We start from the raw sequence: 24,163 nt of genomic DNA on the forward strand, positions 1-24,163 counted from the left end.
TTCGACCTCAGCCGCGCAGCGCCGGCGAATCCCAACCCGGACGCGGTGCGAAGCGCTCGCCGTGTCGCGCCTGCAGCTGCTTGAGGCGTGCGAGCACCGCATCGACACCGGTCTCGCGGATGTACTGGATCGGGCCGCCACGGAACGGCGCGAAGCCGGTGCCGAAAATCACACCGGCATCGAGCAGGTCCGCGTCCTCGACCACGCCGTCGTGGAGGCAGGCGACGGCCTCGTTGAGCAGCGGCAGCACCAGCCGATCCTCGAGATCGGCGGGCGGCGTGTAGCCCTCGGGCAGGTCGGGTTTGACGGCCCTGCCGTCCTCCCACTGGTACAGGCCCTGGCCGTCCTTCTTGCCGCGGCGACCGGGCTCCGCCTGCGCGGCGAGTGCGGCCGGGACGCTGAGGCCGAGGAACGGCGCGAGCTCGCGGGCGACGCCGGCCGCGACGTCCAGGCCCACCGTGTCGACGAGTTCGATCGGGCCCATCGGCATGCCGAACTTCAGCGCGGCCTTGTCGATCGCCGGACCCGGGATGCCCTCGGCGTACGCCGTCACTGCTTCGAGCAGGTAGGGGAACAGCACGCGGTTTACGAGGAAGCCCGGCGTGCCCGCGACCGGCACCGGCAGCTTGTCGATCGCGCGGCAGAACCCGGCGAGGCGCTGTTCGACGCCGGCGTCCATCGCGTCGTGGCGGATGATTTCCACCAGCGGCATCAACGCGACCGGATTGAAGTAATGCAGCCCGGCGAACTGCGCGGGCCGCGCAAGTTCGCCGCGCAGTTCGGTCAGTGCGATCGACGAAGTGTTCGTCGTCAGCAGCGCATCGGGCTTGAGGCGTGGCTCGACCGACGCGTAGAGGCCGCGCTTGGCGTCGGGGTTCTCGATGATCGCCTCGATGACGAGGTCCGCGTTCGGCACGCCCATGCCTTCGGCGTCGCCCCTGAGCCGTGCTGCGACAGCCGGCCGCTTCGCGTCGTCCTTGACCTTCTTCGCGAACAGCTGCTGCGCGCGCTCGAGCGCGGCGTCGACAAAGCGCTGCTCGCGGTCCTGCAACGTGACTTCGAAACCCTTGTAGGCCGACCACGCCGCGATATCGCCGCCCATGACGCCTGCGCCGACGACGTGCACGTGCGTCACGCCGTGGTCCTTGCTGCCCTGCGACCTGAGGCGTTCCTGCAGGAAGTACACACGGATGAGGTTGCGCGCCGTGGGCGTCGAAGCGAGCTTCACGACCGAGCGGCGCTCGGCGTCGAGCTTGCGACGCATCCCGCCGCCGGTGCGCTGCCAAGTCGAGATCAGCTGATACGGGGCCGGGTAATGCTCGCGACGCGCCTTCCGCGCGACCTGCTTCGTGAGCACCGGGGCCAGCGCCTGCCGCGCGGCCCAGGTGTTCGTCAGCCAGCCCATCGCACGTTGCTTCACCGGCCGGGTCGTGCCGCGCAGCGCGAGTTTCGCGGCTTCGTCGACGAGCAGCGCGGGTTCGGCGAGCTTGTCGACGAGGCCGATGCCGCGAGCGGCCGACGCCGACAGCGAGCGGCCGGTCAACATCAGGTCAAACGCGGCCGGCGCGCCGACGAGCCGTGGAAGACGCACGCTGCCGCCCCAGCCCGGGTAGATGCCGAGCTTCACTTCCGGCAGGCCGATGCGCGTCGACGCGTCACGGCTCGCGACGCGGTATCGGCAGGCGAGTGCGAGCTCGGTGCCGCCGCCCATGCAGAAGCCGTGGATCGCGGCGACGGTTGGGCAGGGCAGGTCGGCGAGCTTCTGGAACACCGCCTGGCCGCGGCGGATCGCGTCGACGACCGTGCCGTTGCGGTCGAATGTCTGGAACTCGCCGATGTCCGCGCCGGCGATGAAGCCGCTCGGCTTCGCCGAGGCGACAACCACGCCCTTGGGCGGATCGAATGCGAGGCGCTCGAGCAGCCCTTCGAGTTCGACGAGCACGCCCTGCGACAGTGCGTTGACGGATTCGCCTGCGCGGTCCAGCGCGAGTACGAGCACCCCGTCGTCGCGCCGCTGCGCCTGCCAGTGCTGCAGGCGCAGCCCGTCGAAACTCGTGTGTCCGTGGGCGTCGTTCGACATGCCGCACCATCCGTTCAGGTATGGAACAAGCCGCTATCATCCCGAGCGAGTTTCATCGGCGTCAATTCGCGGGTGCGTTCGCGCCCCGGCAACGGGCCGCTGAATCGCGTGAGCGCCGTCGCCCCGTCGCGACGATTGAACTTTTTCCCCACGGGCTTGTCCCAGTGTTCGGCCCTGGCCGAGCTGACAGGAGTGCCGGCGCGGCATGGCCGATAAATTGTTTTCCCCGGAAACGGAATTCGACCACGAGCTGGTCCGTCGCGTGCAGCGCGGCGACAGCGCGGCGTTCGATGCACTGGTGCGCAAGTACCAGCATCGGATCACCTCGCTGATCGGACGCTACGTGCCGGACTGGAGCGAATGCCAGGACGTCGCGCAGGAAACGTTCATCCGCGCTTACCGCGCGCTGGGCAGTTTCCGGGGCGACGCCCAGTTCTATACCTGGTTGCACCGGATTGCCGTGAACACTGCAAAAAACCATTTGGTTTCCCAAAACCGCCGCCCGCCGACCGACGACATCGACGCGTCCGATGCCGAGCAGTTCGACACCGGTGCGCGCCTGCGCGTGACTGACACGCCCGAGCACGAACTGCTGCGGCAAGAGATCGAGCGCACGGTGATGCGCGCGGTCGAGGCGCTGCCCGAAGAGCTGCGCACTGCGCTCACCCTGCGCGAGATGGACGGCCTCAGCTACGACGAGATCGCCGAGCGCATGGCGTGCCCGATCGGCACCGTGCGTTCGCGCATCTTCCGGGCGCGCGAGGCGATCGACGTGCAACTGCAACCCTTGCTCGACCACACCACCCGGGAGCGGGCACGCCCATGACGACCGACCGTCCGAATGCCGACGAGCTGGAAAACCTGAGCGCGCTGTTCGACGACGCGCTCGATGCCGATGCCGCGCGTTTTGCGCGCAAGCGCCTCGGCCACGACGCGGAGTGGCAGCAGGCCTGCGGGCGCTGGCAGCTTATCGGCGACGCGCTGCGCGGGCAGGCCACGGCTGCCGCGCCGGCCGACTTCGCCCTGCGCGTGCACGACGCGGTCGCACGCGAGCCCGTGCCGGTGCCCGAGTTCATGCCCGTTGTGTCGCGGCCCGCGGCCGGCGCCGCACCGCGTCGTCGCGCCCCGATGTGGATCGGCGGCGCGCTCGCAGCATCGCTGGCCGCCGTCGCGGTGTTCGTTGCTCGCCCGCCGGTCGAGCCGCCTGCGATTGATCCGGCCTCGTCGGTCGTTGCGCAGCAAGCAGCAGAGCCTGGCGCGGTCGAGCGCGACATTGCCGCGGTCAGCGTGCCTCAGCCCGGCGTCGAGGATCGCAACGTGGCCGCGTCCGCTTCATCGCCGTCGGTTGATCCCGCGCCCGCCGTCGTCGCTTCCAGTGCGGACGACGCCGAACCGCGGGTCGCTCGTCGCGTGCCGCGCGCGGAGCGCCGCGTGCTCGCCGCGCGGACGACGACGGCGCGGGATGCGCGCGACGTCCAGCGCGATGACGAAGCCGACGCGCGCGTCGCCGAGCTTGCGCCGGATCCGTTCCGTCCCGCGACCGAAATCGTCACGCGTCCATGGCCGCGCGCGGTGCTCCCGAACTCGCAGGCCGCCGGTGCGTTGACCGCAAGTTTCGAGGCGCCAAACGCCGACGCGCGTTCGTTCTACCCGTTCGAGCCGCCGGTGGACGTGCCGGTGTCGCGCGAGCCCTGACGTTCCGCCGTCACGTGCCGACCGTCGGCGCGTGACCACAATCCGTTATCCCCTTCGGAGGCCGATTCCATGAACCGACCGCTGCGCGCGTTCGCCCTCGTCGGCGCGATCGCGATCGCTCTGCCGACCGCCTGCACGGCGCAATCGCCCGACAACCGCCCGGCCGCGCTGCCGCCCGTGCCCTCGACCGCGCCGCCGGCAGTGTCGATGGTGTCCGGCCTGCCGGACTTCACGAACCTGGTGCAGCAGGTCGGCCCGGCGGTCGTGAGCATCTCGGCCGAAGTCGGCTCGCGGAGTGCGATGCGCGGCGGCCCGGAGGGCGCGCCGGGCCAGGAAGAAATTCCGGAGATCTTCCGTCGTTTCTTCGGCGACGAGATGCCGATGCCGGGCCCGCAGCAGGGCCCGCGCCCGCGTGGCATTTCGCAGGGCACGGGTTTCCTCATCTCCGACGACGGCTACGTGCTGACAAACCACCACGTGGTCGACGGTGCAGAGACGGTGTCGGTGCGCCTTGCCGACCGGCGCGAGTTCCAGGCCAAGGTCATCGGCAGCGACGAGCAGTCGGACGTCGCGCTGCTGAAGGTCGAAGGCAAGGGCCTGCCCGCGCTACGCACCAGCGGCAAGCCGCTCAAAGCAGGCGAATGGGTCGTCGCGATCGGCTCGCCGTTCGGGCTCGATCACTCGGTGACCGCGGGCATCGTGAGTGCCGTCGGCCGCGCGAACCCCTACGCGAACCAGCAGTACGTGCCATTCATCCAGACCGATGTCGCCATCAACCGCGGCAACTCGGGCGGCCCGCTGCTCAACACCAAGGGCGAAGTTGTCGGCATCAACTCGCAGATCTTCTCGAACTCCGGCGGCTACATGGGCGTGAGCTTCGCGATCCCGATCGACGTGGCGATGAACGCGGTGCAGCAGCTGCGCGAGACCGGCCGCGTGAGCCGCGGCCTGCTCGGCGTCGGCGTGCAGCTCGTCACGGCCGAGGAGGCGCGGGTGCTCGGCCTCGAGGACGTGCGCGGCGCGCTCGTGAACGCGGTCCAGCCCGGCGGCGCAGCCGCGAAGGCCGGCATCGAGGTCGGCGACGTGATCCGCGCCGTCAACGGCAAGCCGGTCGATGTGTCGAGCGACCTGCCGCCGCTGGTGGGCCTGCTCCCGCCCGGCACGCGCGCGACGATCACGGTGATCCGCGACGGTCGCCAGCGCGATATCCCGGTCGTGCTCGACGCGCTCGAGCCCGCCACGGCCGCCGCTGCGCCGGGCAACGCACCGGCCCCGGCCGGGGCGCCGCCCGCGCCGGCGGCGCGCAACGCGCTCGGCATTGCCGCGCGTGACCTCGCGCCCGCCGAGCGCCAGCGCCTGGGCGTCGAAGCCGGGCAGGGCGCGATCATCACCGGCGTCGACGGCGAGGGCGCCCGCGAGGCAGGCCTGCAGCCGGGCGACGTGATCCTGCGCGTCGGTCGCACGCCGGTCGACGGCGCCGCAGCGCTCGCTAAGGCGCTTGGCGGCGTTGAGGCCGGTAAGACCGTGATGCTGCTCGTCCGCCGCGGCGGTGCAACGCAGTGGGTGACCGTGACGGCCGACGGCCGCTGACGCCGCGCGCCGCCTGCGCCGGACCGGCGCGGGCGGCCTTGCGGGCTGTGCGATACTTCCGCGCTGTTTTTGCCCGTTTCCCGAGCCGCGCCGCCCGATGCAGCAGATCCGCAATTTTTCCATCATCGCCCACGTCGACCATGGCAAGTCGACGCTCGCCGATCGCATCATCCAGCTGTGCGGCGGCCTCGAGGCCCGCGAGATGGAGGCCCAGGTGCTCGATTCGAATCCGATCGAGCGCGAGCGCGGCATCACGATCAAGGCCCAGTCCGTCTCGCTGCCCTACAAGGCCAAGGACGGGCAGACGTACTTCCTGAATTTCATCGACACGCCGGGGCACGTCGACTTCAGCTACGAGGTCAGCCGCTCGCTGGCCGCATGCGAAGGCGCACTGCTCGTGGTGGACGCGGCACAGGGCGTCGAAGCTCAGTCCGTCGCGAACTGCTACACCGCCGTTGAGCAGGGTCTCGAAGTCGTGCCCGTGCTCAACAAGATCGACCTGCCGACGGCCGACATCGACCGCGCAAAGGCCGAGATCGAGGCGGTGATCGGCATCGACGCCGAGGACGCGGTGGCGATCAGCGCCAAGACCGGCCTGAACGTCGTCGACGTGCTCGAAGCGATCGTGCATCGCATTCCGCCGCCGAAGCCGCGCGACACCGACAAGCTGCAGGCGCTGATCATCGACTCGTGGTTCGACAACTACCTCGGCGTCGTAAGCCTCGTGCGCGTCATGCAGGGCGAGATCAAGCCCGGCGACAAGCTGCTGGTGATGTCGACCGGCCGCTCGCACCAGGTCGACAAGGTCGGCGTGTTCACACCCAAGCGCAAGGATCTGCCGGCGCTGCGCGCGGGCGAGGTGGGCTGGATCCACGCGGCGATCAAGGACGTGCACGGCGCGCCGGTCGGCGACACGCTGACGCTCGCCGGCGATCCGGCGCCGAAGCCGCTGCCCGGTTTCCAGGAAATGCAGCCGCGCGTGTTCGCGGGCCTGTTCCCCGTCGATGCCGAGGACTACCCGGACCTGCGCGAGGCGCTGGACAAGCTCCGCCTCAACGACGCCGCGCTGCGTTTCGAGCCCGAAAGTTCCGAGGCGATGGGCTTCGGTTTCCGCTGCGGCTTCCTCGGCATGCTGCACATGGAGATCGTGCAGGAGCGCCTGGAGCGCGAGTACAACCTCAACCTGATCTCGACCGCACCGACCGTGGTCTACGAGGTGCTCAAGACCGACGGCACGATCGTTTCCATGGACAACCCGGCCAAGCTGCCGCCGGTGAACATGGTCGAGGAAGTGCGCGAGCCGATCATCCGCGCGAACATCCTCACGCCGCCGGATTACGTCGGCAACGTCATCACGTTGTGTGAGGAAAAGCGCGGCTCGCAGATCGGCATCACCTACATGGGCCAGCAGGTGCAGATCAGCTACGAGCTGCCGATGGCCGAGGTCGTGCTCGACTTCTTCGACAAGCTCAAGTCGGTCAGCCGCGGCTATGCATCGTTGGACTACCAGTTCGTGCGCTTCCAGGAAGGCCCGTTCGTCCGCGTGGACACGCTGATCAACGGCGACAAGGTCGACGCGCTCAGCATCATCTGCCACCGCAGTCATGCCGACCGACGCGGCCGCGACCTGTGCGAGAAGATGAAGGACTTGATTCCGCGCCAGATGTTCGACGTGGCGATCCAGGCCGCGATCGGCTCGCAGGTCATCGCGCGCTCGACCGTCAAGGCGATGCGCAAGAACGTGCTGGCCAAGTGCTACGGCGGTGACATCAGCCGCAAGAAGAAGCTCCTCGAGAAGCAGAAAGAGGGCAAGAAGCGGATGAAGCAGGTCGGTAGCGTCGAGATTCCGCAGGAGGCCTTCATGGCCGTGCTGCAGATGGACAACAAATAACAAGGAACGCCTGGACGCTCGTTCGAGCGGCACGCGCCCGGTGAGCCGGTCGCGGCCCGCGGCATCACGGCCGCCGCCCGCGCCGTGATTGGACTGCCGGGCTGCATTCGCCTTTCAAGGAAACAAGATGCGCTGGTTTGAAATCGCCCTCGTCGTGCTGACGGTGTTCACCGGGCTCGTCTGGCTGCTCGACAAGCTTTTCTTCGAGAAGCGCCGCGCGTCCGAGTCGGGACTGCTCGATGAGGGCAAGGAACCGATCGTCGTCGACTACTCGAAGGCGTTCTTCCCGGTGCTCCTGGTCGTGCTGGTGCTGCGCAGCTTCATCGCCGAGCCGTTCCGGATTCCGTCGAACTCGATGATGCCGACGCTGCTGACCGGCGACTTCATCCTCGTCAACAAGTTCACCTACGGCCTGCGCTTGCCGGTGACGAACCGCAAGCTCGTCGAGCTTGGGGCGCCCGAGCGCGGTGACGTCGTCGTGTTCCGCCCGCCGCATCACCCGGAGCAGGACTGGATCAAGCGCGTCGTGGGCCTGCCGGGCGACCGGATCGCCTACCGCGACAACCAGGTCCTTCTCAACGGCGAGCCGCTCGCGTATTCGCCGGTCGGGACTTACGAGGGCCGGGGCAACGGCACCGAGATGACCGGCGCCGCCGAGATCCAGGAGCAGCTCGGTGACCAGCCGCACCGCATCCTCGAGCGCACCGAGTCGCTGTACCCGGGTCAGGGCGAGGGCGAGTGGGTCGTGCCGGCGGGGCATTATTTCGTGATGGGCGACAACCGCGACAACAGTGAAGACAGCCGATACTGGGGCTTCCTGCCGGAGAAGAACCTCCGCGGGAAGGCGTTCCTGATCTGGATGAACATCGACGGGGGCATCGATCTGTCGCGCATCGGCAGCTCGATCGAGTAACCGGGTGCCCGGCTGTCCGGGCGTGACGAGGGGAGTGAGCAGATGAAGCGTCAACAGCGGGGCATGACCCTGATCGGGTTCATCATGGTCCTGGGGGTCGCGGGCGTGTTCGCGTACATGGGCATGAAGCTGATCCCGATGTACTCGGAGTACTACACGGTCAAGCAGTCGCTCGAGGGCATCGCGAAGGAGCCGGGCATCACGACGCAGGACACCGCGCGCATCAAGGACCTGTTCTTCCGTCGCTTGTACGTGAGCTACGCGGAGAACGTGAAGCCCGAGCACGTGAAGATCACGCGCAAGGATGCCGGGTTCGTGGTTAACGTGGACTACGAAGTGCGCAAGCCGCTGATCGCCAACATCGACGTCGTCGGCCGCTTCCAAGCCGAGCAGGAACTTCGCCGCGAGCGCGATTCCGGCAGCTACTGAGCCGCGCGTGAGCGGGTCCTCGCCCGAGCGCCTCGACGCGCACCGTTTCAGCGACCCGGCGCTGCTCGCGCAGGCGCTGCGGCACCGCAGCGCGGGCACGCCCCACAACGAGCGGCTCGAGTTCCTTGGCGACGCGCTCGTCAATCTGTTCATCGCCGAGACGCTGTTCGCCCGTTGGCCGCAGGCCGACGAAGGCGCGCTCACCCGCGCGCGCGCCGAACTCGTTCGCGAGTCCGCACTCGCGCCGATCGCCCGCACGCTCGAGCTCGGGTCCAAGCTGACGCTCGGGCCGGGCGAGATGAAATCCGGCGGACACCGACGCGACTCGATCCTGGCCGACGCGCTCGAGGCGATTGTGGCCGCGATCTACCTGGACGCCGGATTCGAAGCCTGCCGCGCCGCCGTGCTGCCCTGGTTCGAGTCCGCGATCGAAGCGCTGCCGCCGCCGCACAAGGTCGGTAAGGACGCGAAGACGCGCCTGCAGGAGTGGCTGCAGGGCCGTCAGAAGCCGTTGCCGGTGTACACGCTGATCTCCGAATCGGGCGAAGAGCACGCGAAGACCTTTCACGTGAGCTGCGCCGTGACCGACCTGGCGCTCGTGACCGAGGGCGAAGGCGCGTCGCGCCGGGCGGCCGAGCAGGTCGCCGCCGAAGCGGCGCTCGTGGACCTCGAGGCTCGGCGCGCAAAGAGCTGAAACCGGGCCTTTGCGCTGGTTCGATCGCGGGAGAGCATTGAGCCCGCGAGGTGCGATCCGCACATACCCAGGCGGCCACAAATGCCGCTTGCATCAGAGCCGGCGTCATCCCGCGATTCCAACTCCAGATCGATGTCTGCTGCATGCGGTTTGCCACGCATGCTCCGCGCGCCGACAATCGCCGGATGAATACCGCTCCCCATCGCGCCGGCCATGTCGCCGTCATCGGCCGGCCGAACGTCGGCAAGTCCACGCTCGTCAACGCGCTCGTCGGCGCGAAGGTCAGCATCACCTCGAACCGGCCGCAGACCACGCGGCACCGATTGCTCGGTATCGCGACGTTTCCCGAAGGGCAGTTGCTGCTCGTCGATACGCCGGGCATCCATCGCGAGCAGAAGCGCGCGATGAATCGCATGATGAACCGTGCGGCGCGCGGTGCGATCGAGGGCGTGGACGCCGCGATGCTGGTCGTTCGCGCCGGCCAGTGGGACGACGAGGACGGACTGGCCTACGACGTGTTGCGCAGCTCCGGCGTGCCGGTCGTGCTGGTCGTGAACCAGGTCGACCGCCTCAAGGACAAGACGGTGTTGCTGCCGTACCTCGCGAAGATCAGCGAGGGACGCGAGTTCGCTGCCGTCCATCCGATATCGGCGCTCAAGCGCAAAGGGCTCGAAGCGCTGGTGCGCGACGTGCTCGCGCTCGTGCCCGAGCAAGCTGCGCTCTACGCCGAAGACGAGATCACCGACAAGAGCCAGCGCTTCCTTGCAGGCGAGCTCGTGCGCGAGCAGCTCATGCGCCAACTCGGGGACGAAGTGCCGTACGCGACGACGGTGGAGATCGAGCGTTTCGTCGTCGACGGCGCGCTGCTGCGCATCGGGGCGGTGATCTGGGTCGAGCGTGACGGCCAGAAGGCGATCGTCATCGGCAAGGGCGGCGAGCGGCTGCGCGAGGTCGGCTCCCAATCGCGCCAGCAGATGGAGCGCCTGTTTGGATCGAAGGTGTTTCTCGAAACCTGGGTGCGCGTGCGTGAGGGCTGGTCGGACGACGAAGCCGCGCTGCGCGCATTCGGATACGACTGACGACGAGGGCGGGTTCGCATCGATGCGGACCACGGCGCGTTGATGCGGTGTCGCGCACCGTGATCGCGCGTCCCCGATGCACTAAAGCGAGTCCCGAGACCGTCCGATGCGCCTGACCGCGGAGCCCGCGTTCGTCCTGCACACGCGCCCGTGGCGAGAGACGAGCCTGCTCGTCGAGGTGCTGAGTGCGGGACATGGGCGGCTCGGCATCGTCGCGCGCGGCGTGCAGGGCCCGAAGCGCCATGTGCTGCGCGCGGCGCTGCAACCGCTGCAGTCGATCCGCTTCGATGCGGTGCAGCGCGGCGAGCTCGCGCGGTTGGTGTCGGCCGAAGCGCTCGATGCCGCTCCGCGGCTCGGCGGCGACGCGATGCTCGCCGCGTTCTATCTCAACGAACTCACGCTGCGCCTGACGCCTCGCGACGACCCGCAGCCGGAGCTGTACGAGGCGTACGCGTACGCACGCGAGCGGCTTCGTCATGGCGACTCGCTTGCGTGGACATTGCGCCGTTACGAGCGCGATCTGCTCGATGCGCTCGGCGTTGGGCTCGACTGGGCGCAGGACGCGCACGGCCCGGTCGATCCGGCCGCGCGTTACCGGCTCGACCCCGAGCAGGGGCCGCAGCGCGTGCTCAGTGACCGCGGTCGCGGCGATCGCAGCCATGCGGCGACGGGCCGCGCATTGATCGCGCTCGCGTCGGACACCGCGCCGACGCCGGACGACCTCGTCAGCCTGCGACGCCCGATGCGCGAGGTGCTCGCGCATCACCTGGGGCCGCGCGGCCTGCGCTCGTGGGAACTGATCGGGGAGATGGCCCGCGTCGGCCGTGAATCGCGGCCGCCGGAGCCATAGCGCCGGTCAGGCGACGTCGGTCGGCGCGCGTGCGAGCAAGGCGCCTACCTCGCGTTCGAACTCGGCAAGCGTCGATGGACCCGGCGCACCACGCAGGGCGTGCACGCACTCGAGCAAGGTGGCTGCGCCGACGAACGCGCAGCTTGCCTGCAGGCGATGCAGCGTCGCCCGCAGCGCCGCGTCGTCATGCGTGTGCACGGCAGTGCGACAGCGCGCAAGCGCGTCGGGCAGCTCCTGAAGGAAGAGGGCGCGCAGTGCGAGCAGCGATTCGCGGCGGCCGCCGAGCGCGCGAAGCGCCTGCGGGTCGTCCCACCGATCAGCGGGCTCGCGTCGGCGTTCAACGCTCGAGGACGGCAATACGGCCGCGACCAGCTCGGCGGCCGGCAACGGTTTGACGAGTACGTCGACAAACCCGGCGTCGCGCAGCCGCGCGTGCAGCGCCGGATCGCTCGAAGCCGTGTGCGCGATCGCGCGCGCGAACAGGCCTCGAGCACGCAGCGATGCGAGCAGGTCGATGCCGGTGCCGTCGGGCAGGTGGGCGTCGATGAGCCACAGGTCGTGGTGTGCGTGTGTTGCCGCGTCGTGTGCGGTCGCGACGCAGCCACGGGCATCGACGTGGGCGCCTGCGCGTTCGAGCGCGAGAGTGAACACGCTGGAACTGACGGCGTCGTCTTCGACGAGCAATACGCGGGGATTGCGGTCCATCGTGATGTCTCCCGGCCGTATCCTTCGACCATGTCGCTTGCCATCGTACGCCGGCTCTCAGTGCTGCTGCTTGTTTCGATTGCCGCCTGCCCGGCGGTGGCGGACGCACGCACGGCCGTCGCCCGCATCGAACGCGTGGCGACCCCGGTTGCCACGCTGCAGGGCGTCGAAGTGCGGCTCGCTTGGCCCGATGGCGCAGAGGCGGGCACGCTCCGGCTGCGTGCGGAGCGGCTCGACGCGCCCGACCTCGGTTATCGGTTCCGAAACCTCGACTGGACCTGTCCGCTGCAGCGGGAGGGAAGCCGCTGGCGATGCTCGGGCGCCCTGCGGGCCGGCGGCTCCAGGCCGTTCGAGTTTTCATTCCTGCTCGACGACGCCCACACGCAGGCCACGCTCGCGCGCGGCGCCGCGCGGATCCACGTACGCCGCGCCGCCGCGCAGCCGACGCTGACCCGCATCGACCTGACCGCCGTGCCGCTCGAATGGACGCAGGCGTTGCTCGCGCAGGCGTGGAGCGAGGCCCGGTTCACCGCGGGCACCGGTGACGCGTCGCTGACCATTGCCGCGCCGGAGCGGGCGTCGCTGCGCATCACCGGGCCCGTCGTCCTGCGCGGCGCCGGCCTCGACACCCCGGACGGTCGCATTGCCGCCGAGCAGCTCGGCGCACGCTTCGATCTCGATGCCGAATTCGGTGATGTCGACCGCATCGCAATCGATGGCCGCCTGGAGGGCGGCGAGTTGCTGTTCGACCGCACCTACGTCGCGCTCGGCGCACGCACCGTCCCGCTGCAGGTGCAAGCCAGGCAGGCAGGAGGCGGGCGCTGGGAACTGCCCGTGCTTACGTGGCGCGACGCGGGCGTGCTCGAAGTCGACGCGCGTGCCTTGCTTGCGCCCGACGGCACACCCACGACGCTCGGCGTCGAGTTCCGCAGCCCGGTCCTGCAGGCGCTTGCGGCGCATTACCTGTCCGGATGGCTTGGATCGGCGGGGCTGGGTGATCTGCGCGCGAGCGGCGGTGCGCGCGGCGCGCTCGTGGTCGACGACGGCGAGGTGGAGAGTGCCGCCCTCGTGCTCGACGATGCCGGGTTCGACGATCCGCGCGGGCGCTTCGCGTTTGAGGGCCTGGCGGGCGACGTGCGCTTCTCGGCCGGGGCGGCGATCGACAGCGCGCTCGCGTGGCGCAAGGGCGCGCTGTACGGGCTGCCGTTCGGTCCCGCCCGCCTGCCGTGGACAAGCGGCGGCGGCGCCATGCGGCTGCGCGAGGATCTTGCGGTCGGCGTGCTCGGCGGCTCGCTGCGCATCGAGGATCTGGTGTTGCGGCCGCCCGCCGGCGGCGAGCGCTTCGATGTGCGCTTCGGGCTCGGGCTCGACGGCCTGGAGGTGTCGCAACTCGCGCAGGCGATGGAGTGGCCCGCGTTCGGCGGCACGCTGAGCGGGCGCATCCCACAGGCGCGTTATCGCGAGGATCGGCTCACGTTCGACGGCGGCCTTTCGATGCAGCTGTTCGACGGGCAGGTCGCGGTGTCGGCGGTTGCGATGGAGCGTCCGTTCGGCACGGCGCCCACGATGACGGCCGACATCGCACTCGACGATCTCGATCTCGAAGCGCTCACCGGCGTGTTCGGGTTCGGCAGCATCACCGGCCGACTCGACGGTCGCATCGACGGCCTCCGACTCGTCGACTGGCAGCCGGTTGCGTTCGACGCACGGCTTCAGACCGATCGCCGCCGAGGCGTGCGACAGCGCATCAGCCAGCGCGCGGTGCAGGACCTGTCCAGCGTCGGTGACGCGTCGTTCGTCAACACGTTGCAGGGGCAGGCGCTCGCGCTGTTCGACGACTTCGGCTACTCGCGGATCGGCATCGGGTGCCGTCTCGTCGATGAGGTGTGCACGATGAACGGGCTCGGTTCAGCGGGGCGCGCATTTACTATCGTCGAAGGCGCGGGGCTGCCGCGTTTGACGGTTGTAGGGTTCAACCAACGCGTCGACTGGCCGACGCTGGTCGAGCGCCTGGCGGCCGTGGGGTCGGGCGATGTACGGCCCGTGGTGGACTGACGGCGCAAGGCGCCTGGAGAAATGACGATGGTGCGTTGGATGGGGCTGCCGATCGCAGCCGTGGCATTGACCGCGTGCGTGACGATCAACGTGTACTTCCCGGCGGCCGAGGCGAAGGAGGCCGCGCGCGAATTCGTCGAGAACGTGATCGGCGACGAGGCGAAGGCACCGAAGCCGGTCGAGCAGGGGCCGGGCGGTCAGAGCGCGTCGCGGCATGACGCGCGCGACGCGATGTCCGAACTGGCCGCGCTGGCGCGGCGGGTTGATGTCTGGGCGGTTCTGGGTGTGGGCGCGGCGCATGCGCAGTCGCCCGACATGACGATCAAGACGCCGGCGATCCAGGCGATCCAGGCACGCATGGCGGAGCGTTTCGAATCCCAGCTGCGTGCGGGCTTCGAGGCGGGCGCGCTCGGCTTTGCGAGCGACGGCACGATCGTCGTGCGTGATGCGGGCAAGTTGCCGCTCAAGGATCGCGTCGCGATCAACTCGGCCGTTGCGGACGACAACCGCGACCGCAAGGCGGTGTACCGCGAAGTCGCGGTGGCGAACGGCCATCCGGAGTGGGAAGACCGCATCCGCGAGGTGTTTGCGAAGCAGTGGATCGACAGCGCGCGTTCGGGCTGGTGGTACCAGAGCGGCGGCGCGTGGAAGCAAAAGTGACGCGTCAGGCGGACTGAGTGCCTGCGCCCCGAACGGCCGCCTGTGCGGCCGTTCGCGTTTGTGCGGGTTCGGGCGACGCGCGCGGCCGGCGCGGTGCGGGCTTCTGCGACAATGCGCGGCTTCGTATTCGCAGCAGCGCACCGTGGCCCGCATCGACAAGACCCCCTTCGAAGCCGAGATCACCGGCCTCACCCATGACGGCCGCGGCGTTGCCCGCCGCGACGGCAAGGCGATGTTCGTTGCCGGCGCGCTGCCGGGCGAGCGCGTGATGGCCGTGCAGACGGGCCGCCACCGCAACTTCGACGAGGGGCGCACGGTCGAGGTGTTGCAGGCGGCACCCGAGCGCGTCGAGCCGCGCTGCGGGCACTTCGGCACCTGCAGCGGCTGCGCGATGCAGCACTTTGATGAGGCCCAGCAGATCCATGCGAAGCAGCGCGTGCTGCTCGAGAACCTCGAGCGCATCGGCCACGTGCGTCCGGCACGCGTGCTGCCGCCGCTCGCCGATGCCAGCTGGGGCTACCGACGCAAGGGCCGCTTTTCGGTGCGCCGCGTCGAAAAGAAGGGCAAGACGCTTGTCGGCTTCCGCGAGACCGATCCGCGCTTCGTCGCGGAGGTGACGCATTGCCACACGGTGCTGCCGCAGATCGGCGAGCGGATCGAAGCGATTGCCGCGCTCGTCGATTCGCTCGATGCACGCCGCGACGTTCCGCAGATCGAGTTCATTGCAGGCGATCCGACGCCCGAGTTCGACGGCGTTGCGCTCACCGTCCGGCACCTCGCGCCGCTGTCGGAGGGCGATCGTGCAGCGCTCGTCGCGTTCGCACAGGCGGAGCGCTTTGCGATCTTCCTGCAGCCGGGCGGTCTCGACTCCGTGCATCCGCTGTGGCCGGCCGACCCGCAACTGTCGTTTTCGCTGCCGCAGTGGGACCTGCAGTTCAAGTTCCGACCGCTCGACTTCATCCAGGTCAACCCCGGCCTCAACGGCAAGATGATCCAGACGGCGCTCGATCTGCTGGAGTCCGAACCGGGCGACCGCGTGCTCGACCTGTTTGCAGGGCTCGGCAACTTCACGCTGCCGCTCGCGCGTCGCGTGCGTGAAGTGGTCGGCGTCGAGGGCGAGGCGGGTCTCGTGCAGCGAGCGCGCGAGAACGCCGAGCACAACGGCATCGCGAACGCGCAGTTCCATGCGGCCGACCTCGCGAAGGATCTTTCACGCGAGCCGTGGATGAGGGAACGCTTCGATCGCCTGCTGCTCGACCCGCCGCGCTCGGGTGCGGACTTCGTGCTTGCGCACCTGCCGCTGGCGCAGTTCCGCCGCATCGTCTACGTGAGCTGCCACCCGGCCTCGCTCGCGCGCGACGCGGGCTTTCTCGTCAACGAGAAGGGATGGAAGCTCGAGGCCGCCGGCGTCATGGACATGTTCCCGCACACCGCGCATGTCGAGAGCATCGCGGTGTTCGAGCCCCGCCGCGCGTGACCCGGCCGCGCATGACCACGGTTGCGCGGCCCCTGCAACGCGTCCACACGCACTGCTGAACACGTTTGCCAGGCTTCACGCGACGCGTCGCCACGCTTGATCGAACACGTTTTGAGGCCTTGAACCCGCGGGCCCGCCAAAGGAAAAGTCGATGGGCATCGAAATCGAACGCAAGTTCCGGGTCACCGGCGACGGCTGGCGCGCTGCGGCGCGCAAGGTCGAGCCGATGGCGCAGGGCTACCTCAACGATCTGGCGGCGATGGACCGCGGCGCGATGAAAGCCTCGGTGCGCGTGCGCATCGCGGGCGACGGCGCGTGGCTCAACCTCAAGTCGCGCGAGCTCGGGCACACGCGGCAGGAGTTCGACTATCCGATCCCGGTCGACGACGCGCGCGCACTGCTCGCGCTGTGTGTCGGCGGCCTCGTCGACAAGCGCCGCCATTACGTCGACCACGGCGGGCGCACCTGGGAAGTCGACGAATTCTTCGGCGACAACGTCGGGCTGGTCGTGGCCGAGCTCGAGCTCGAGTCGGCCGACGCGGCGTTTGAACGCCCCGACTGGATCGGCGAGGAAGTCACGGACCAGTCGCGGTTCTACAACCTCGCGCTGTCGACGCGGCCGTTCTGCGAATGGAGCGACACGGAGCGCGCCGGCCCGCCATAACGGCAGCGCAGGGTCCGTGCAGGCTCGACCGCTCGCACGCCGGATGCCCGCTCACGCGATCTGCGCGACAATGCGCGCCGCTTTCGTTGGGCACCGCCCAGGAGTCTCCGCATGCTCGTGATCGGCATCGCCGGCACCGAACTCACCGCGCAGGAGCGCGACTGGCTGCAGCACGACGCGTGCGCCGGCGTGATTCTTTTCTCGCGCAACTTCGCATCGAAGCAGCAGGTCGCCGAGTTGTCGCAGGCGATCCGCGAGGCCGCGCCGCGACCGCAGCTCGTGTGCGTCGACCAAGAAGGCGGTCGCGTGCAGCGCTTCCGCGACGGCTACAGCGCGCTGCCGCCGCTCGAGAACTTCAACGCCCTGTTCGCGCAGGAGCAGGCCGCCGCGTTGCAGCTCGCGCAGGAACACGCCTGGCTGATGGCGAGCGAGATCCGCGCAAGCGGCGTCGACCTAAGCTTCGCACCTGTCGTCGATCTCGGTCGCGGCAACCTCGCGATCGGCAATCGCGCGTTCTCGGCCGATCCGCACGTCGTCGCCGCGTTCACCCGTGCGTACATCCAAGGCATGCACGAGGCCGGCATGGCCGCGACGCTCAAGCACTTCCCGGGCCATGGCTCGGTGCTTGAGGACACGCATTTCGACAACGCCGTCGACGACCGTCCGCTCGAAGAACTCCGCGCGCTCGACCTCGTGCCGTTCGTCGCGGGCATCGAGGCAAAGGCCGACGCGGTGATGATGGCGCACGTCGTCTATCCGAAGGTGGCGCCCGAGCCGGCCGGTTACTCGCGCAAGTGGATCGAGGAGATCCTGCGCGAGGAGATGGGTTTTCGCGGTGTCGTGTTCTCCGATGACATCGGCATGGCGGCTGCGTTCTCCGCGGGCGGCGTGAAGTCGCGCATCGACGCACACCTCGATGCCGGCTGCGACGTCGTGCTCGTCTGCCACCCGGACCTCGTCGACGAATCGCTCAAAGCGGTCGAGGGCCGCACGCTCAACACGATGGCGCTGGCCGGCCTGCTCGGCCGCGGCGTGATGGGTTGGGACGGGCTGCTCGCCGACGGCCGCTACAGCGACACCCGCAACCGCCTCGAGGGACTGAGCTGATGGCCGGCGATCTGAAGGCCGCGCTCGCGAACGCGGACGTGATCCACGAGCGCGACGTGCTCGAACAGGCGATCGCGACGATGGCCGACGCGATCAACGCGGACCTTGCGGACGGCCCGCGGCCGGTCTTCCTCACCGTCATGCACGGCGGGCTGCCGTTCGCCGGGCAACTCGCACTTGCACTCGGCGAGCGTGGGCTGGATTGCGAGTTCGACTACCTGCACGCGACGCGCTACCGCGGAGAGACCTCGGGCGGCGAGCTCGTGTGGAAGCACCGGCCGGCGACGTCGTTGCAGGGTCGACTCGTGCTGCTCGTCGATGACATCGTCGACGAGGGCCACACCCTGCTCGCAGTGCGCAACTGGTGCGTCGAACAGGGCGCCAGCGACGTGCGCATCGCCGCGCTCGCGGTGAAGCGCCATGACCGCTGCGTGGATGGCATCCGCGCCGATTACGCGGGCGTCGACGTGCCGGACCGGTACGTGTTCGGCTACGGCATGGACTACCACGAGCAGGGCCGCAACCTGCCGCGAATCTACGCGCTGCGCTGAGCCGCGTGTGCGCCGGCGTTGACCCGGCGCAGTGAATCAAACGCGGCGCTCGACTTGCATCGCGCCGCGAATGGAGACGACATGGATCCGATCGCACTGGCCGTCATTGGCGGCACCGGTTTGTACCGCTTGGCCGACCTCGCCGACGTCGAGACCCTGCAGCCTGAAACACGCTTCGGCACGCCGTCGGGTCCGGTCCGCGTGGGTCGGCTCGCGGGTCACCGCGTCGCATTTCTCGCGCGCCACGGCGAGGGACATTCGCTGCCGCCGCACCGCATCAACTACCGCGCAAACCTCGTTGCGCTGCAGCAGATCGGTGCGACCCGCGTGCTGGCGCTCAACACCGTCGGTGGGATCACAGAGCGCTTCGGTCCGCGCGTCCTCGCGTGCCCGGACCAGCTTATCGACTACACCTGGGGCCGCGTCTCGACGATCTGCGAAGAATCCGGCACGGAAGTGATCCACGTCGACTTCGGTGAGCCGTACACGCGTGCGCTGCGCCGCGAAGTGATCGATGCAGCGCAGCGCGCGAACGTCGCGCTCGTCGACGGCGGTTGCTACGGCGCTACGCAAGGCCCGCGCCTTGAAACACGCGCCGAGATCGCGCGCATGCGCCGCGATGGCTGCGACCTCGTCGGTATGACTGGCATGCCGGAGGCTGCGCTCGCACGCGAACTCGGGCTGGATTACGCGTGCCTTGCTATCGTCGCGAACTGGGCCGCAGGCGCCGGTCCGGACCCGGACGAAGTCATCACGTTGCAGGACGTGCTCGACAACGTGGCCGCTGCTTCCGAGGGCCTGCCGGCGCTGTTGCGCGCTTTGTTGCCGCAATGAAACATTGCAGGACTTTGCTGCAATTGTTTTCTCATCGTTCAGTTTGCATACTCGGACCGCGACTGAGCCGCATCACGCGCCAGCGCACATCGCACCCAGCATGAGGTCATGGATATGCAGTACGGCACCGTGAAGTGGTTCAACGACGCCAAAGGCTTCGGTTTCATCTCGCCAGAGGACGGCAGTGCGGATGTTTTTGTGCACTTCTCCGCGATCAACGCCAAGGGCTTTCGCAGCCTGCAGGAAGGCCAGCGCGTCAGCTACGAGCTGACCCAAGGCCCGAAGGGCGCGCAGGCATCGGGTGTCACCCCGATGGCAGCCGCCACGGCCTGATCGACGCAGAGCCGAATTCCCGACCCCGCTCCGGCGGGGTCTTTTTTTAGCGGTCGCGTGCGGCTCGCTTGGAGCGAAGCGTCGGCCTTTATCGCGGTAAACCTTGCGAACGTCGCGAACGCGTACCGCGCAGGCATCGAAAAGCCCGACGCGTCTTTTTTCAGCCGATCGTTACCTCGGCCAGTCAGTCCAGAAACTGCAGCCGTGCAAGCTCCGCGTACAGCCCTCCGCGCTCGAGCAGTTGCGTATGGGTGCCTTCGGCCACGATGCGTCCGCGGTCCATCACGACGATGCGATCTGCCTTGAGCACCGTGGCCAGCCGGTGGGCGATCACGAGCGTCGTTCGGCCCTCCATCAGCGTTTCCAGCGCGAGCTGCACGGCCCGCTCGCTCTGCGCGTCGAGCGCGCTCGTCGCTTCATCGAGAAGCAGGATGGGCGCGTCCTTGAGCAGCGCGCGTGCAATCGCAATGCGCTGCTGCTGACCGCCAGACAGCCGGGCGCCACGCTCGCCGAGCTCGGTCGCCATGCCGTCGGGCAATGCATCGATGAACTCGTTCGCGTGCGCCGCGCGGGCCGCATGGGCGAGCGCGGCGTCGTCGGCATCGAGGCGCCCGTAGCGGATGTTGTCGGCAGCGCTGGCTGCAAAGATCGTCGGGTGCTGCGGCACGAGCGCGATCGCCTCGCGCAGTGCCGCGGGATCCAGCGCGCGCAGATCGGCGCCATCGACGCGCACTTTGCCGGCCTGCGCATCGTGGAAGCGCAGCAGCATCGACAGCACCGTGCTCTTGCCCGCGCCGGACGGGCCGACAAGCGCAACGGTCTCGCCCGGCATCACGCGCAGGTCGAAGTCGTCGAGCGCCGGCAGGTCGGGCCGGAGTGGGTAATGGAACGTCACGCGTTCGAACACGATCTCGCCGCGCACGCGGGGTGGTAAGGCGGTCGGTGAATCCGGCGCGCGCACGGCATTGGTCTCTTCGAGCAGCTCGCTGATTCGGCTCATTCCGCCTGCAGCGCGTTGCAGCTCGTTCCACACTTCAGCGAGCGCGCCGACCGAGCCGCCGCCGATCAGCGCATAGAGCACGAACTGCCCAAGGGCACCCGCGCTCATGCGGCCCGCGACGACGTCATGCGCGCCCGACCACAGCACGAGCGTGATCGCGCCGAAGATCAGCACGATTGCAACCGCGGTGACGACGGCCTGCGCGCGGATGCGTCGCGCGGCGGCGTGCACCGCCATGCGCACTGCATCGCCGAAGCGGCCGCGTTCGTACGGCTCGCGCGCGTGCGCCTGCACCGTGCGCACGGCCCCCAAGGTTTCGTTCGCAAGCGCATTCGCTTCTGCGATGCGGTCCTGGCTTGTGCGCGACATCTTCTGCAGACGTCGCCCACCGAGCACGATCGGCAACACGGCGAGCGGAATGCCGATCAGCGCGTACGACGCCAGTCGGGGGCTTGTCACGAACAGCAGCGCGATGCTGCCGAGGAATGTCACGGCGCTGCGCAACGCCACCGACATGCCGGAGCCGACCACGCTACGCAGCAGCTCGGCGTCCGCGGTCAGGCGCGAGACGAGTTCGCCGCTGCGGTTCCGGTCGTGGAATCCGATGTCGAGCGAGAGCAGGTGTGAATACAGTCGCTCGCGAAGGTCCGCGACGACGCGCTCACCGAGCAGTGAAACGAAGAAGAAGCGGGCGGCCGTTGCGAGTGCGAGCACGACGGCGACGAGGAATAGCAGCACGAACGCACGATCGACCGCGTCGCCACCGCCGGCGGCGAAGCCCTCGTCGATCATGCGCCGGAACGCGATCGGCAGGCTCAGCGTTGCACTGCTCGATACCGCCAGCGCGGCGAGCCAGCCGACGAACAGCCCGCGGTGGCGGCTGACGAACGGCCACAGCGTGCGCAGGCTGCCGATCGGCGCCTTCGTGGCGGGGGTCGCGTCGGCGGGGGAGGGGGCGTCGGAGGAATCGCTCATCCGCGCATTGTCGGCGATCGGCTGCTGCGGGCGCAGGGTTGGCTTCGCTTTCGCGTGTTTCGGCGACGACGCCCGCGGCGGTCGCGGGTGCTTTCAGGCCGTTGCGCGCGGCTGCGCGTGCGCGTTCACCGTTGTTGACTCGGTTGAAGAAGAGCGGATGCAGCCTCGGCGGGGCCGGCGCCGCGACGCGTTGCACCCGATGGCGCGCCTGGGGCGCGCAACGGCACCGCGATCAGCCGTCCGAGTCCACCGTCAGCCGCGCACGGTCGCGCGTCGCGTCGCGCAGCTGCGTGCGCATCGTGTCGACGCCGTCGGCCGGCAGCGCGACGCGAAGGCGCACGCCGTCGGCGTCGTACTGCTCGTCGAGCCGCGTCGCGCCAAGGCTCGCAAGCAGCGAGTGGGCGATGCCGAGGTCGTCGAACGCGATCGACACCGTCACCTCCGCGATGTCCACCAGCGGCGCACGCGGCGCGGCGCGCAGGCACTCGGCCGCGCACCCGCCGTACGCGCGCACGAGCCCGCCGGCGCCCAGCTTGATCCCGCCGTACCAGCGCGTCACGACCACGACGACGCGGTCGAAGCCCTGGCCGTCGATCGCCGCGAGGATCGGGCGGCCTGCCGTGCCGGCCAGTTCGCCGTCGTCGTTGGAGCGGTACTGCGCGTCGATGCGGTAGGCCCAGCAGTTGTGGGTTGCTGCGGGATCGGAGACCTCGGCTAGGAACGCGAGGGCGGCGTCCGGCGATTCGACCGACGCGGCCTGCGCGAGGAACCGGCTGTGCTTGATCTCGAGCGAGTGCGACGCGCGGGCGGCCAGCGTGTCGCGCGTCATCGCGCGAGCTCACGCAGGTCGCGCGGCAGTCGGACGCGCGGGTGTGCGTCTTTGAATCGACGGAGGCTTTCGCGGGCGGCCTCGACGTCACCCGTGTTGCGGCGCGCACGCACGCGTTCGAGCCATTCGGCCGGCGCCAGGCCGGCGTCGTCGCTGACCGGCAGCGCGGTGACGTCGATGGGGGCCGCTGCGCCGCGTTGCGTGGGTGTGCTTGGAGCGCCGGGGGCGTCGTCGCGCGCCTCGGGACGTGCGCGCGCGGCCGTGGTGTAGGTGGCGCGACGCGGGCGGTTGGGTTGCGTGGTGGCGTCGGCGCCGTCAGGCGACGTGATTGCGCGTTGTGCAGGCGCGCTGCCGGCCGCCTGCGGGGTTTCACTCGAAGGCGGCTCGGGACGCGCAACGTCGGAGCCGGTGGCAGGTTCAGCAGCCGCGGCGGAGGGGGCCGTCGACGACGCCGGCGGCATCGAGGTCGCATCTGCGATCGGGCTCGCCGGCGAGGCCGCGTTGGCGCTGTTGCCGGGCGCGCGCTTCGAAGCAATCGGCGCGCCCGCGCCCGGCGCCGGCGCAGCCTCTGAGTTGGCGGAGGCGGCAGCGGCCGGCGCAGTCGTCCGACGGGGCCCGAGCAATTCGACCGAGACCACGCCGTCGTCGATCGTTTCCTCCCGAGGCGGCGGCCGGTCGACCGGCCGCAACTGCCACGCAGTGCCGATTGCGATCGCGAATGCCGCCGCGGTGCCGACCGCGGTGATGGCGCCGCCGGACCACCGGGCGGCACGTCGCGCCTCCCGCTTGGCATGGCCCGCCGCCGGTCCTGCCGCCGCGCGCGCCGCGGCAAGAATGCGCGCGTCGACCGCGGCTGACGGGCCCGCGGCACCGGCCACACGCTCCAAGCGGGCGGCCAAATCGCGCTCGTCGGGGCTCAGCGGGTCGCGGTCTGAAGCACTCATTTGGGACGGTCCGGAAACGTGTGACAAAGGCGGAGCAGGCGCGGCAACGTGCCACGTGCAGCGTGGAAATCCGGGGAAGCGCCAAACCGTGGAGCCCACACGGCCGCGCGAGCGCTGCGCGCACTGTCAGCGCCGAACGCGAACATGTGCAGGTCACTCACTGCCGAGCCCCGCACGCAGCTTGTCCATCGCGTACCGCAGCCGCGACTTCACCGTCTCACGTCCAGCGCCCGTCACCTCGGCGATCGCCTCCAGGCTCAGCTCGTGCTCAAGGCGTAGCAGCACGACCGTGCGCTGCTCGTCGGGCAAGGCTTCGATCGCGCGCTGGAGACGCCGCCGCTCTTCGAAGTCGGACAGCGCGTGCTCGGGCGTCGACCCATCGGTGGCCGCGGCAAGCCGCGCCTCGCCGTCGGCGGGCGCCGCGGGGCGGTGCTTCTGCGCGCGCCAGTGGTCGCCCAGGCGGTTGTGCGCGATGCGGAACAGCCAAGTCCGAAACGCCGCGTCCGGCCGCCAGCTCGCGCGCGCGGCGATGACGCGCTGCCAGACGTCCTGGAACAACTCATCGGCAAGCGCGGGATCGCGCACGTGCCGCAGCACGAACCGGTACAGCGGACCGCGATGCCGGGCATAGAGGCGCTCGAACGCCCCGGCATCGCCCCCGGCCCAGGCGAGCATCAACACGTCGTCGCTGGGATCGGCGCCCGAATTCATCCGGCGCAGCGTACGGTCTTGCGCGGATGAGGCATAGCGGACTGCCCGCGGCCTGCGTGAAGACGATGTCGGCGCCACGATTTGAGACGCCGCGCTA

At 69.5% G+C, this 24,163-nt stretch carries 23 protein-coding genes; 17 read left to right on the forward strand and 6 right to left on the reverse strand.

All coding sequences use genetic code 11. From position 1 onward, the window contains the following. Positions 1 to 7: 7 nt before the first annotated feature. Positions 8 to 2,080 (reverse strand): 3-hydroxyacyl-CoA dehydrogenase NAD-binding domain-containing protein, encoded by a 2,073-nt coding sequence (locus IE075_RS01275; protein WP_189452539.1) that lies wholly within the window; start codon positions 2,078 to 2,080, stop codon positions 8 to 10. 205 nt (positions 2,081 to 2,285) lie between these two features. Between IE075_RS01275 and rpoE the strand changes: the two genes are divergently transcribed. The 9 genes from rpoE to recO all read left to right on the forward strand — a co-directional run bounded on the left by rpoE (position 2,286) and on the right by recO (position 11,221). Then, positions 2,286 to 2,906, forward strand: a complete 621-nt coding sequence (gene rpoE / locus IE075_RS01280; RefSeq protein ID WP_189452540.1) for an RNA polymerase sigma factor RpoE — start codon at positions 2,286 to 2,288, stop codon at positions 2,904 to 2,906. Then, complete coding sequence (locus tag IE075_RS01285) at positions 2,903 to 3,775, forward strand: RseA family anti-sigma factor (RefSeq protein WP_189452542.1); 873 nt, start codon at positions 2,903 to 2,905, stop codon at positions 3,773 to 3,775. The genes rpoE and IE075_RS01285 overlap by 4 nt, the downstream gene beginning before the upstream one ends. Before the next feature lie 69 nt (positions 3,776 to 3,844). Then, positions 3,845 to 5,365, forward strand: coding sequence for a Do family serine endopeptidase (locus tag IE075_RS01290; RefSeq protein WP_189452544.1), 1,521 nt, complete (start codon positions 3,845 to 3,847; stop codon positions 5,363 to 5,365). A 97-nt stretch (positions 5,366 to 5,462) separates the two neighbouring features. Next, positions 5,463 to 7,256 (forward strand): translation elongation factor 4, encoded by a 1,794-nt coding sequence (gene lepA, locus IE075_RS01295; protein WP_189452546.1) that lies wholly within the window; start codon positions 5,463 to 5,465, stop codon positions 7,254 to 7,256. Between the two features lie 127 nt (positions 7,257 to 7,383). After that, on the forward strand, positions 7,384 to 8,169 hold the full coding sequence (gene lepB / locus IE075_RS01300; protein ID WP_189452548.1) for a signal peptidase I: 786 nt from the start codon (positions 7,384 to 7,386) through the stop codon (positions 8,167 to 8,169). Positions 8,170 to 8,211: 42 nt separating this feature from the next. Next, positions 8,212 to 8,598 (forward strand): DUF4845 domain-containing protein, encoded by a 387-nt coding sequence (locus IE075_RS01305; protein ID WP_189452550.1) that lies wholly within the window; start codon positions 8,212 to 8,214, stop codon positions 8,596 to 8,598. A 7-nt stretch (positions 8,599 to 8,605) separates the two neighbouring features. After that, positions 8,606 to 9,292: a ribonuclease III gene (rnc, locus tag IE075_RS01310; RefSeq protein WP_189452552.1), complete on the forward strand. Its 687-nt coding sequence runs from the start codon at positions 8,606 to 8,608 to the stop codon at positions 9,290 to 9,292. A 185-nt stretch (positions 9,293 to 9,477) separates the two neighbouring features. After that, positions 9,478 to 10,371: a GTPase Era gene (gene era, locus IE075_RS01315; RefSeq protein WP_189452554.1), complete on the forward strand. Its 894-nt coding sequence runs from the start codon at positions 9,478 to 9,480 to the stop codon at positions 10,369 to 10,371. Positions 10,372 to 10,477: 106 nt separating this feature from the next. Further along, on the forward strand, positions 10,478 to 11,221 hold the full coding sequence (gene recO, locus IE075_RS01320; RefSeq protein WP_189452556.1) for a DNA repair protein RecO: 744 nt from the start codon (positions 10,478 to 10,480) through the stop codon (positions 11,219 to 11,221). A gap of 6 nt (positions 11,222 to 11,227) precedes the next feature. Here the strand turns inward: recO and IE075_RS01325 are convergent, their stop codons facing one another. Continuing rightward, positions 11,228 to 11,926 (reverse strand): Hpt domain-containing response regulator, encoded by a 699-nt coding sequence (locus tag IE075_RS01325; RefSeq protein WP_189452558.1) that lies wholly within the window; start codon positions 11,924 to 11,926, stop codon positions 11,228 to 11,230. Positions 11,927 to 11,956: 30 nt separating this feature from the next. Between IE075_RS01325 and IE075_RS01330 the strand changes: the two genes are divergently transcribed. The 8 genes from IE075_RS01330 to IE075_RS01365 all read left to right on the forward strand — a co-directional run bounded on the left by IE075_RS01330 (position 11,957) and on the right by IE075_RS01365 (position 19,607). Further along, positions 11,957 to 13,981 carry a hypothetical protein gene (locus tag IE075_RS01330; RefSeq protein WP_189452560.1) on the forward strand — a complete coding sequence of 675 codons (2,025 nt, stop codon included), beginning with the start codon at positions 11,957 to 11,959 and terminating at the stop codon, positions 13,979 to 13,981. A 21-nt stretch (positions 13,982 to 14,002) separates the two neighbouring features. Further along, positions 14,003 to 14,641: a DUF1318 domain-containing protein gene (locus IE075_RS01335; protein WP_189452562.1), complete on the forward strand. Its 639-nt coding sequence runs from the start codon at positions 14,003 to 14,005 to the stop codon at positions 14,639 to 14,641. Between the two features lie 103 nt (positions 14,642 to 14,744). Beyond that, positions 14,745 to 16,118: a 23S rRNA (uracil(1939)-C(5))-methyltransferase RlmD gene (rlmD, locus tag IE075_RS01340; RefSeq protein WP_229792357.1), complete on the forward strand. Its 1,374-nt coding sequence runs from the start codon at positions 14,745 to 14,747 to the stop codon at positions 16,116 to 16,118. Positions 16,119 to 16,269: 151 nt separating this feature from the next. Continuing rightward, positions 16,270 to 16,782 carry a CYTH domain-containing protein gene (locus IE075_RS01345; RefSeq protein ID WP_189452567.1) on the forward strand — a complete coding sequence of 171 codons (513 nt, stop codon included), beginning with the start codon at positions 16,270 to 16,272 and terminating at the stop codon, positions 16,780 to 16,782. Between the two features lie 111 nt (positions 16,783 to 16,893). Beyond that, positions 16,894 to 17,889: a beta-N-acetylhexosaminidase gene (gene nagZ / locus IE075_RS01350; protein WP_189452569.1), complete on the forward strand. Its 996-nt coding sequence runs from the start codon at positions 16,894 to 16,896 to the stop codon at positions 17,887 to 17,889. Next, positions 17,889 to 18,440 (forward strand): hypoxanthine-guanine phosphoribosyltransferase, encoded by a 552-nt coding sequence (locus IE075_RS01355; RefSeq protein ID WP_189452571.1) that lies wholly within the window; start codon positions 17,889 to 17,891, stop codon positions 18,438 to 18,440. Before nagZ ends, IE075_RS01355 begins: the two co-directional genes overlap by 1 nt. A gap of 81 nt (positions 18,441 to 18,521) precedes the next feature. After that, positions 18,522 to 19,274 carry an S-methyl-5'-thioinosine phosphorylase gene (locus IE075_RS01360; protein WP_189452573.1) on the forward strand — a complete coding sequence of 251 codons (753 nt, stop codon included), beginning with the start codon at positions 18,522 to 18,524 and terminating at the stop codon, positions 19,272 to 19,274. Positions 19,275 to 19,388: 114 nt separating this feature from the next. Further along, positions 19,389 to 19,607, forward strand: coding sequence for a cold-shock protein (locus IE075_RS01365; protein WP_189452575.1), 219 nt, complete (start codon positions 19,389 to 19,391; stop codon positions 19,605 to 19,607). Between the two features lie 184 nt (positions 19,608 to 19,791). On the opposite strand, the gene IE075_RS01370 is transcribed toward IE075_RS01365, so the two are convergent. The 4 genes from IE075_RS01370 to IE075_RS01385 form a co-directional block, all read right to left on the reverse strand. Then, positions 19,792 to 21,582: an ABC transporter transmembrane domain-containing protein gene (locus IE075_RS01370; RefSeq protein WP_189452578.1), complete on the reverse strand. Its 1,791-nt coding sequence runs from the start codon at positions 21,580 to 21,582 to the stop codon at positions 19,792 to 19,794. Positions 21,583 to 21,814: 232 nt separating this feature from the next. Then, positions 21,815 to 22,411, reverse strand: a complete 597-nt coding sequence (locus tag IE075_RS01375) for an IMPACT family protein (RefSeq protein ID WP_189452580.1) — start codon at positions 22,409 to 22,411, stop codon at positions 21,815 to 21,817. Then, on the reverse strand, positions 22,408 to 23,355 hold the full coding sequence (locus IE075_RS01380) for a flagellar biosynthesis protein FlhF (protein ID WP_189452582.1): 948 nt from the start codon (positions 23,353 to 23,355) through the stop codon (positions 22,408 to 22,410). The genes IE075_RS01375 and IE075_RS01380 overlap by 4 nt, the downstream gene beginning before the upstream one ends. A 153-nt stretch (positions 23,356 to 23,508) precedes the next feature. Continuing rightward, positions 23,509 to 24,066, reverse strand: a complete 558-nt coding sequence (locus IE075_RS01385) for an RNA polymerase sigma factor (protein ID WP_189452584.1) — start codon at positions 24,064 to 24,066, stop codon at positions 23,509 to 23,511. Positions 24,067 to 24,163: the final 97 nt, after the last annotated feature.

Origin of the sequence: Cognatilysobacter bugurensis (genome assembly GCF_014652095.1) — a bacterium.
GTDB classification, from domain to species: domain Bacteria; phylum Pseudomonadota; class Gammaproteobacteria; order Xanthomonadales; family Xanthomonadaceae; genus Cognatilysobacter; species Cognatilysobacter bugurensis.

Coding starts and splice junctions, on each gene's coding strand:
- IE075_RS01325 (WP_189452558.1), bottom strand. CDS start 11,926: ATGGACCGCAATCCCCGCGTATTGCTCGTCGAAGACGACGCCGTCAGT.
- IE075_RS01305 (WP_189452550.1), top strand. CDS start 8,212: ATGAAGCGTCAACAGCGGGGCATGACCCTGATCGGGTTCATCATGGTC.
- IE075_RS01345 (WP_189452567.1), top strand. CDS start 16,270: ATGGGCATCGAAATCGAACGCAAGTTCCGGGTCACCGGCGACGGCTGG.
- IE075_RS01330 (WP_189452560.1), top strand. CDS start 11,957: ATGTCGCTTGCCATCGTACGCCGGCTCTCAGTGCTGCTGCTTGTTTCG.
- IE075_RS01355 (WP_189452571.1), top strand. CDS start 17,889: ATGGCCGGCGATCTGAAGGCCGCGCTCGCGAACGCGGACGTGATCCAC.
- IE075_RS01370 (WP_189452578.1), bottom strand. CDS start 21,582: ATGAGCGATTCCTCCGACGCCCCCTCCCCCGCCGACGCGACCCCCGCC.
- nagZ (WP_189452569.1), top strand. CDS start 16,894: ATGCTCGTGATCGGCATCGCCGGCACCGAACTCACCGCGCAGGAGCGC.
- era (WP_189452554.1), top strand. CDS start 9,478: ATGAATACCGCTCCCCATCGCGCCGGCCATGTCGCCGTCATCGGCCGG.
- IE075_RS01365 (WP_189452575.1), top strand. CDS start 19,389: ATGCAGTACGGCACCGTGAAGTGGTTCAACGACGCCAAAGGCTTCGGT.
- IE075_RS01380 (WP_189452582.1), bottom strand. CDS start 23,355: ATGAGTGCTTCAGACCGCGACCCGCTGAGCCCCGACGAGCGCGATTTG.
- lepB (WP_189452548.1), top strand. CDS start 7,384: ATGCGCTGGTTTGAAATCGCCCTCGTCGTGCTGACGGTGTTCACCGGG.
- IE075_RS01360 (WP_189452573.1), top strand. CDS start 18,522: ATGGATCCGATCGCACTGGCCGTCATTGGCGGCACCGGTTTGTACCGC.
- lepA (WP_189452546.1), top strand. CDS start 5,463: ATGCAGCAGATCCGCAATTTTTCCATCATCGCCCACGTCGACCATGGC.
- recO (WP_189452556.1), top strand. CDS start 10,478: ATGCGCCTGACCGCGGAGCCCGCGTTCGTCCTGCACACGCGCCCGTGG.
- IE075_RS01375 (WP_189452580.1), bottom strand. CDS start 22,411: ATGACGCGCGACACGCTGGCCGCCCGCGCGTCGCACTCGCTCGAGATC.
- IE075_RS01275 (WP_189452539.1), bottom strand. CDS start 2,080: ATGTCGAACGACGCCCACGGACACACGAGTTTCGACGGGCTGCGCCTG.
- IE075_RS01285 (WP_189452542.1), top strand. CDS start 2,903: ATGACGACCGACCGTCCGAATGCCGACGAGCTGGAAAACCTGAGCGCG.
- rpoE (WP_189452540.1), top strand. CDS start 2,286: ATGGCCGATAAATTGTTTTCCCCGGAAACGGAATTCGACCACGAGCTG.
- IE075_RS01335 (WP_189452562.1), top strand. CDS start 14,003: ATGACGATGGTGCGTTGGATGGGGCTGCCGATCGCAGCCGTGGCATTG.
- IE075_RS01290 (WP_189452544.1), top strand. CDS start 3,845: ATGAACCGACCGCTGCGCGCGTTCGCCCTCGTCGGCGCGATCGCGATC.
- IE075_RS01385 (WP_189452584.1), bottom strand. CDS start 24,066: ATGAATTCGGGCGCCGATCCCAGCGACGACGTGTTGATGCTCGCCTGG.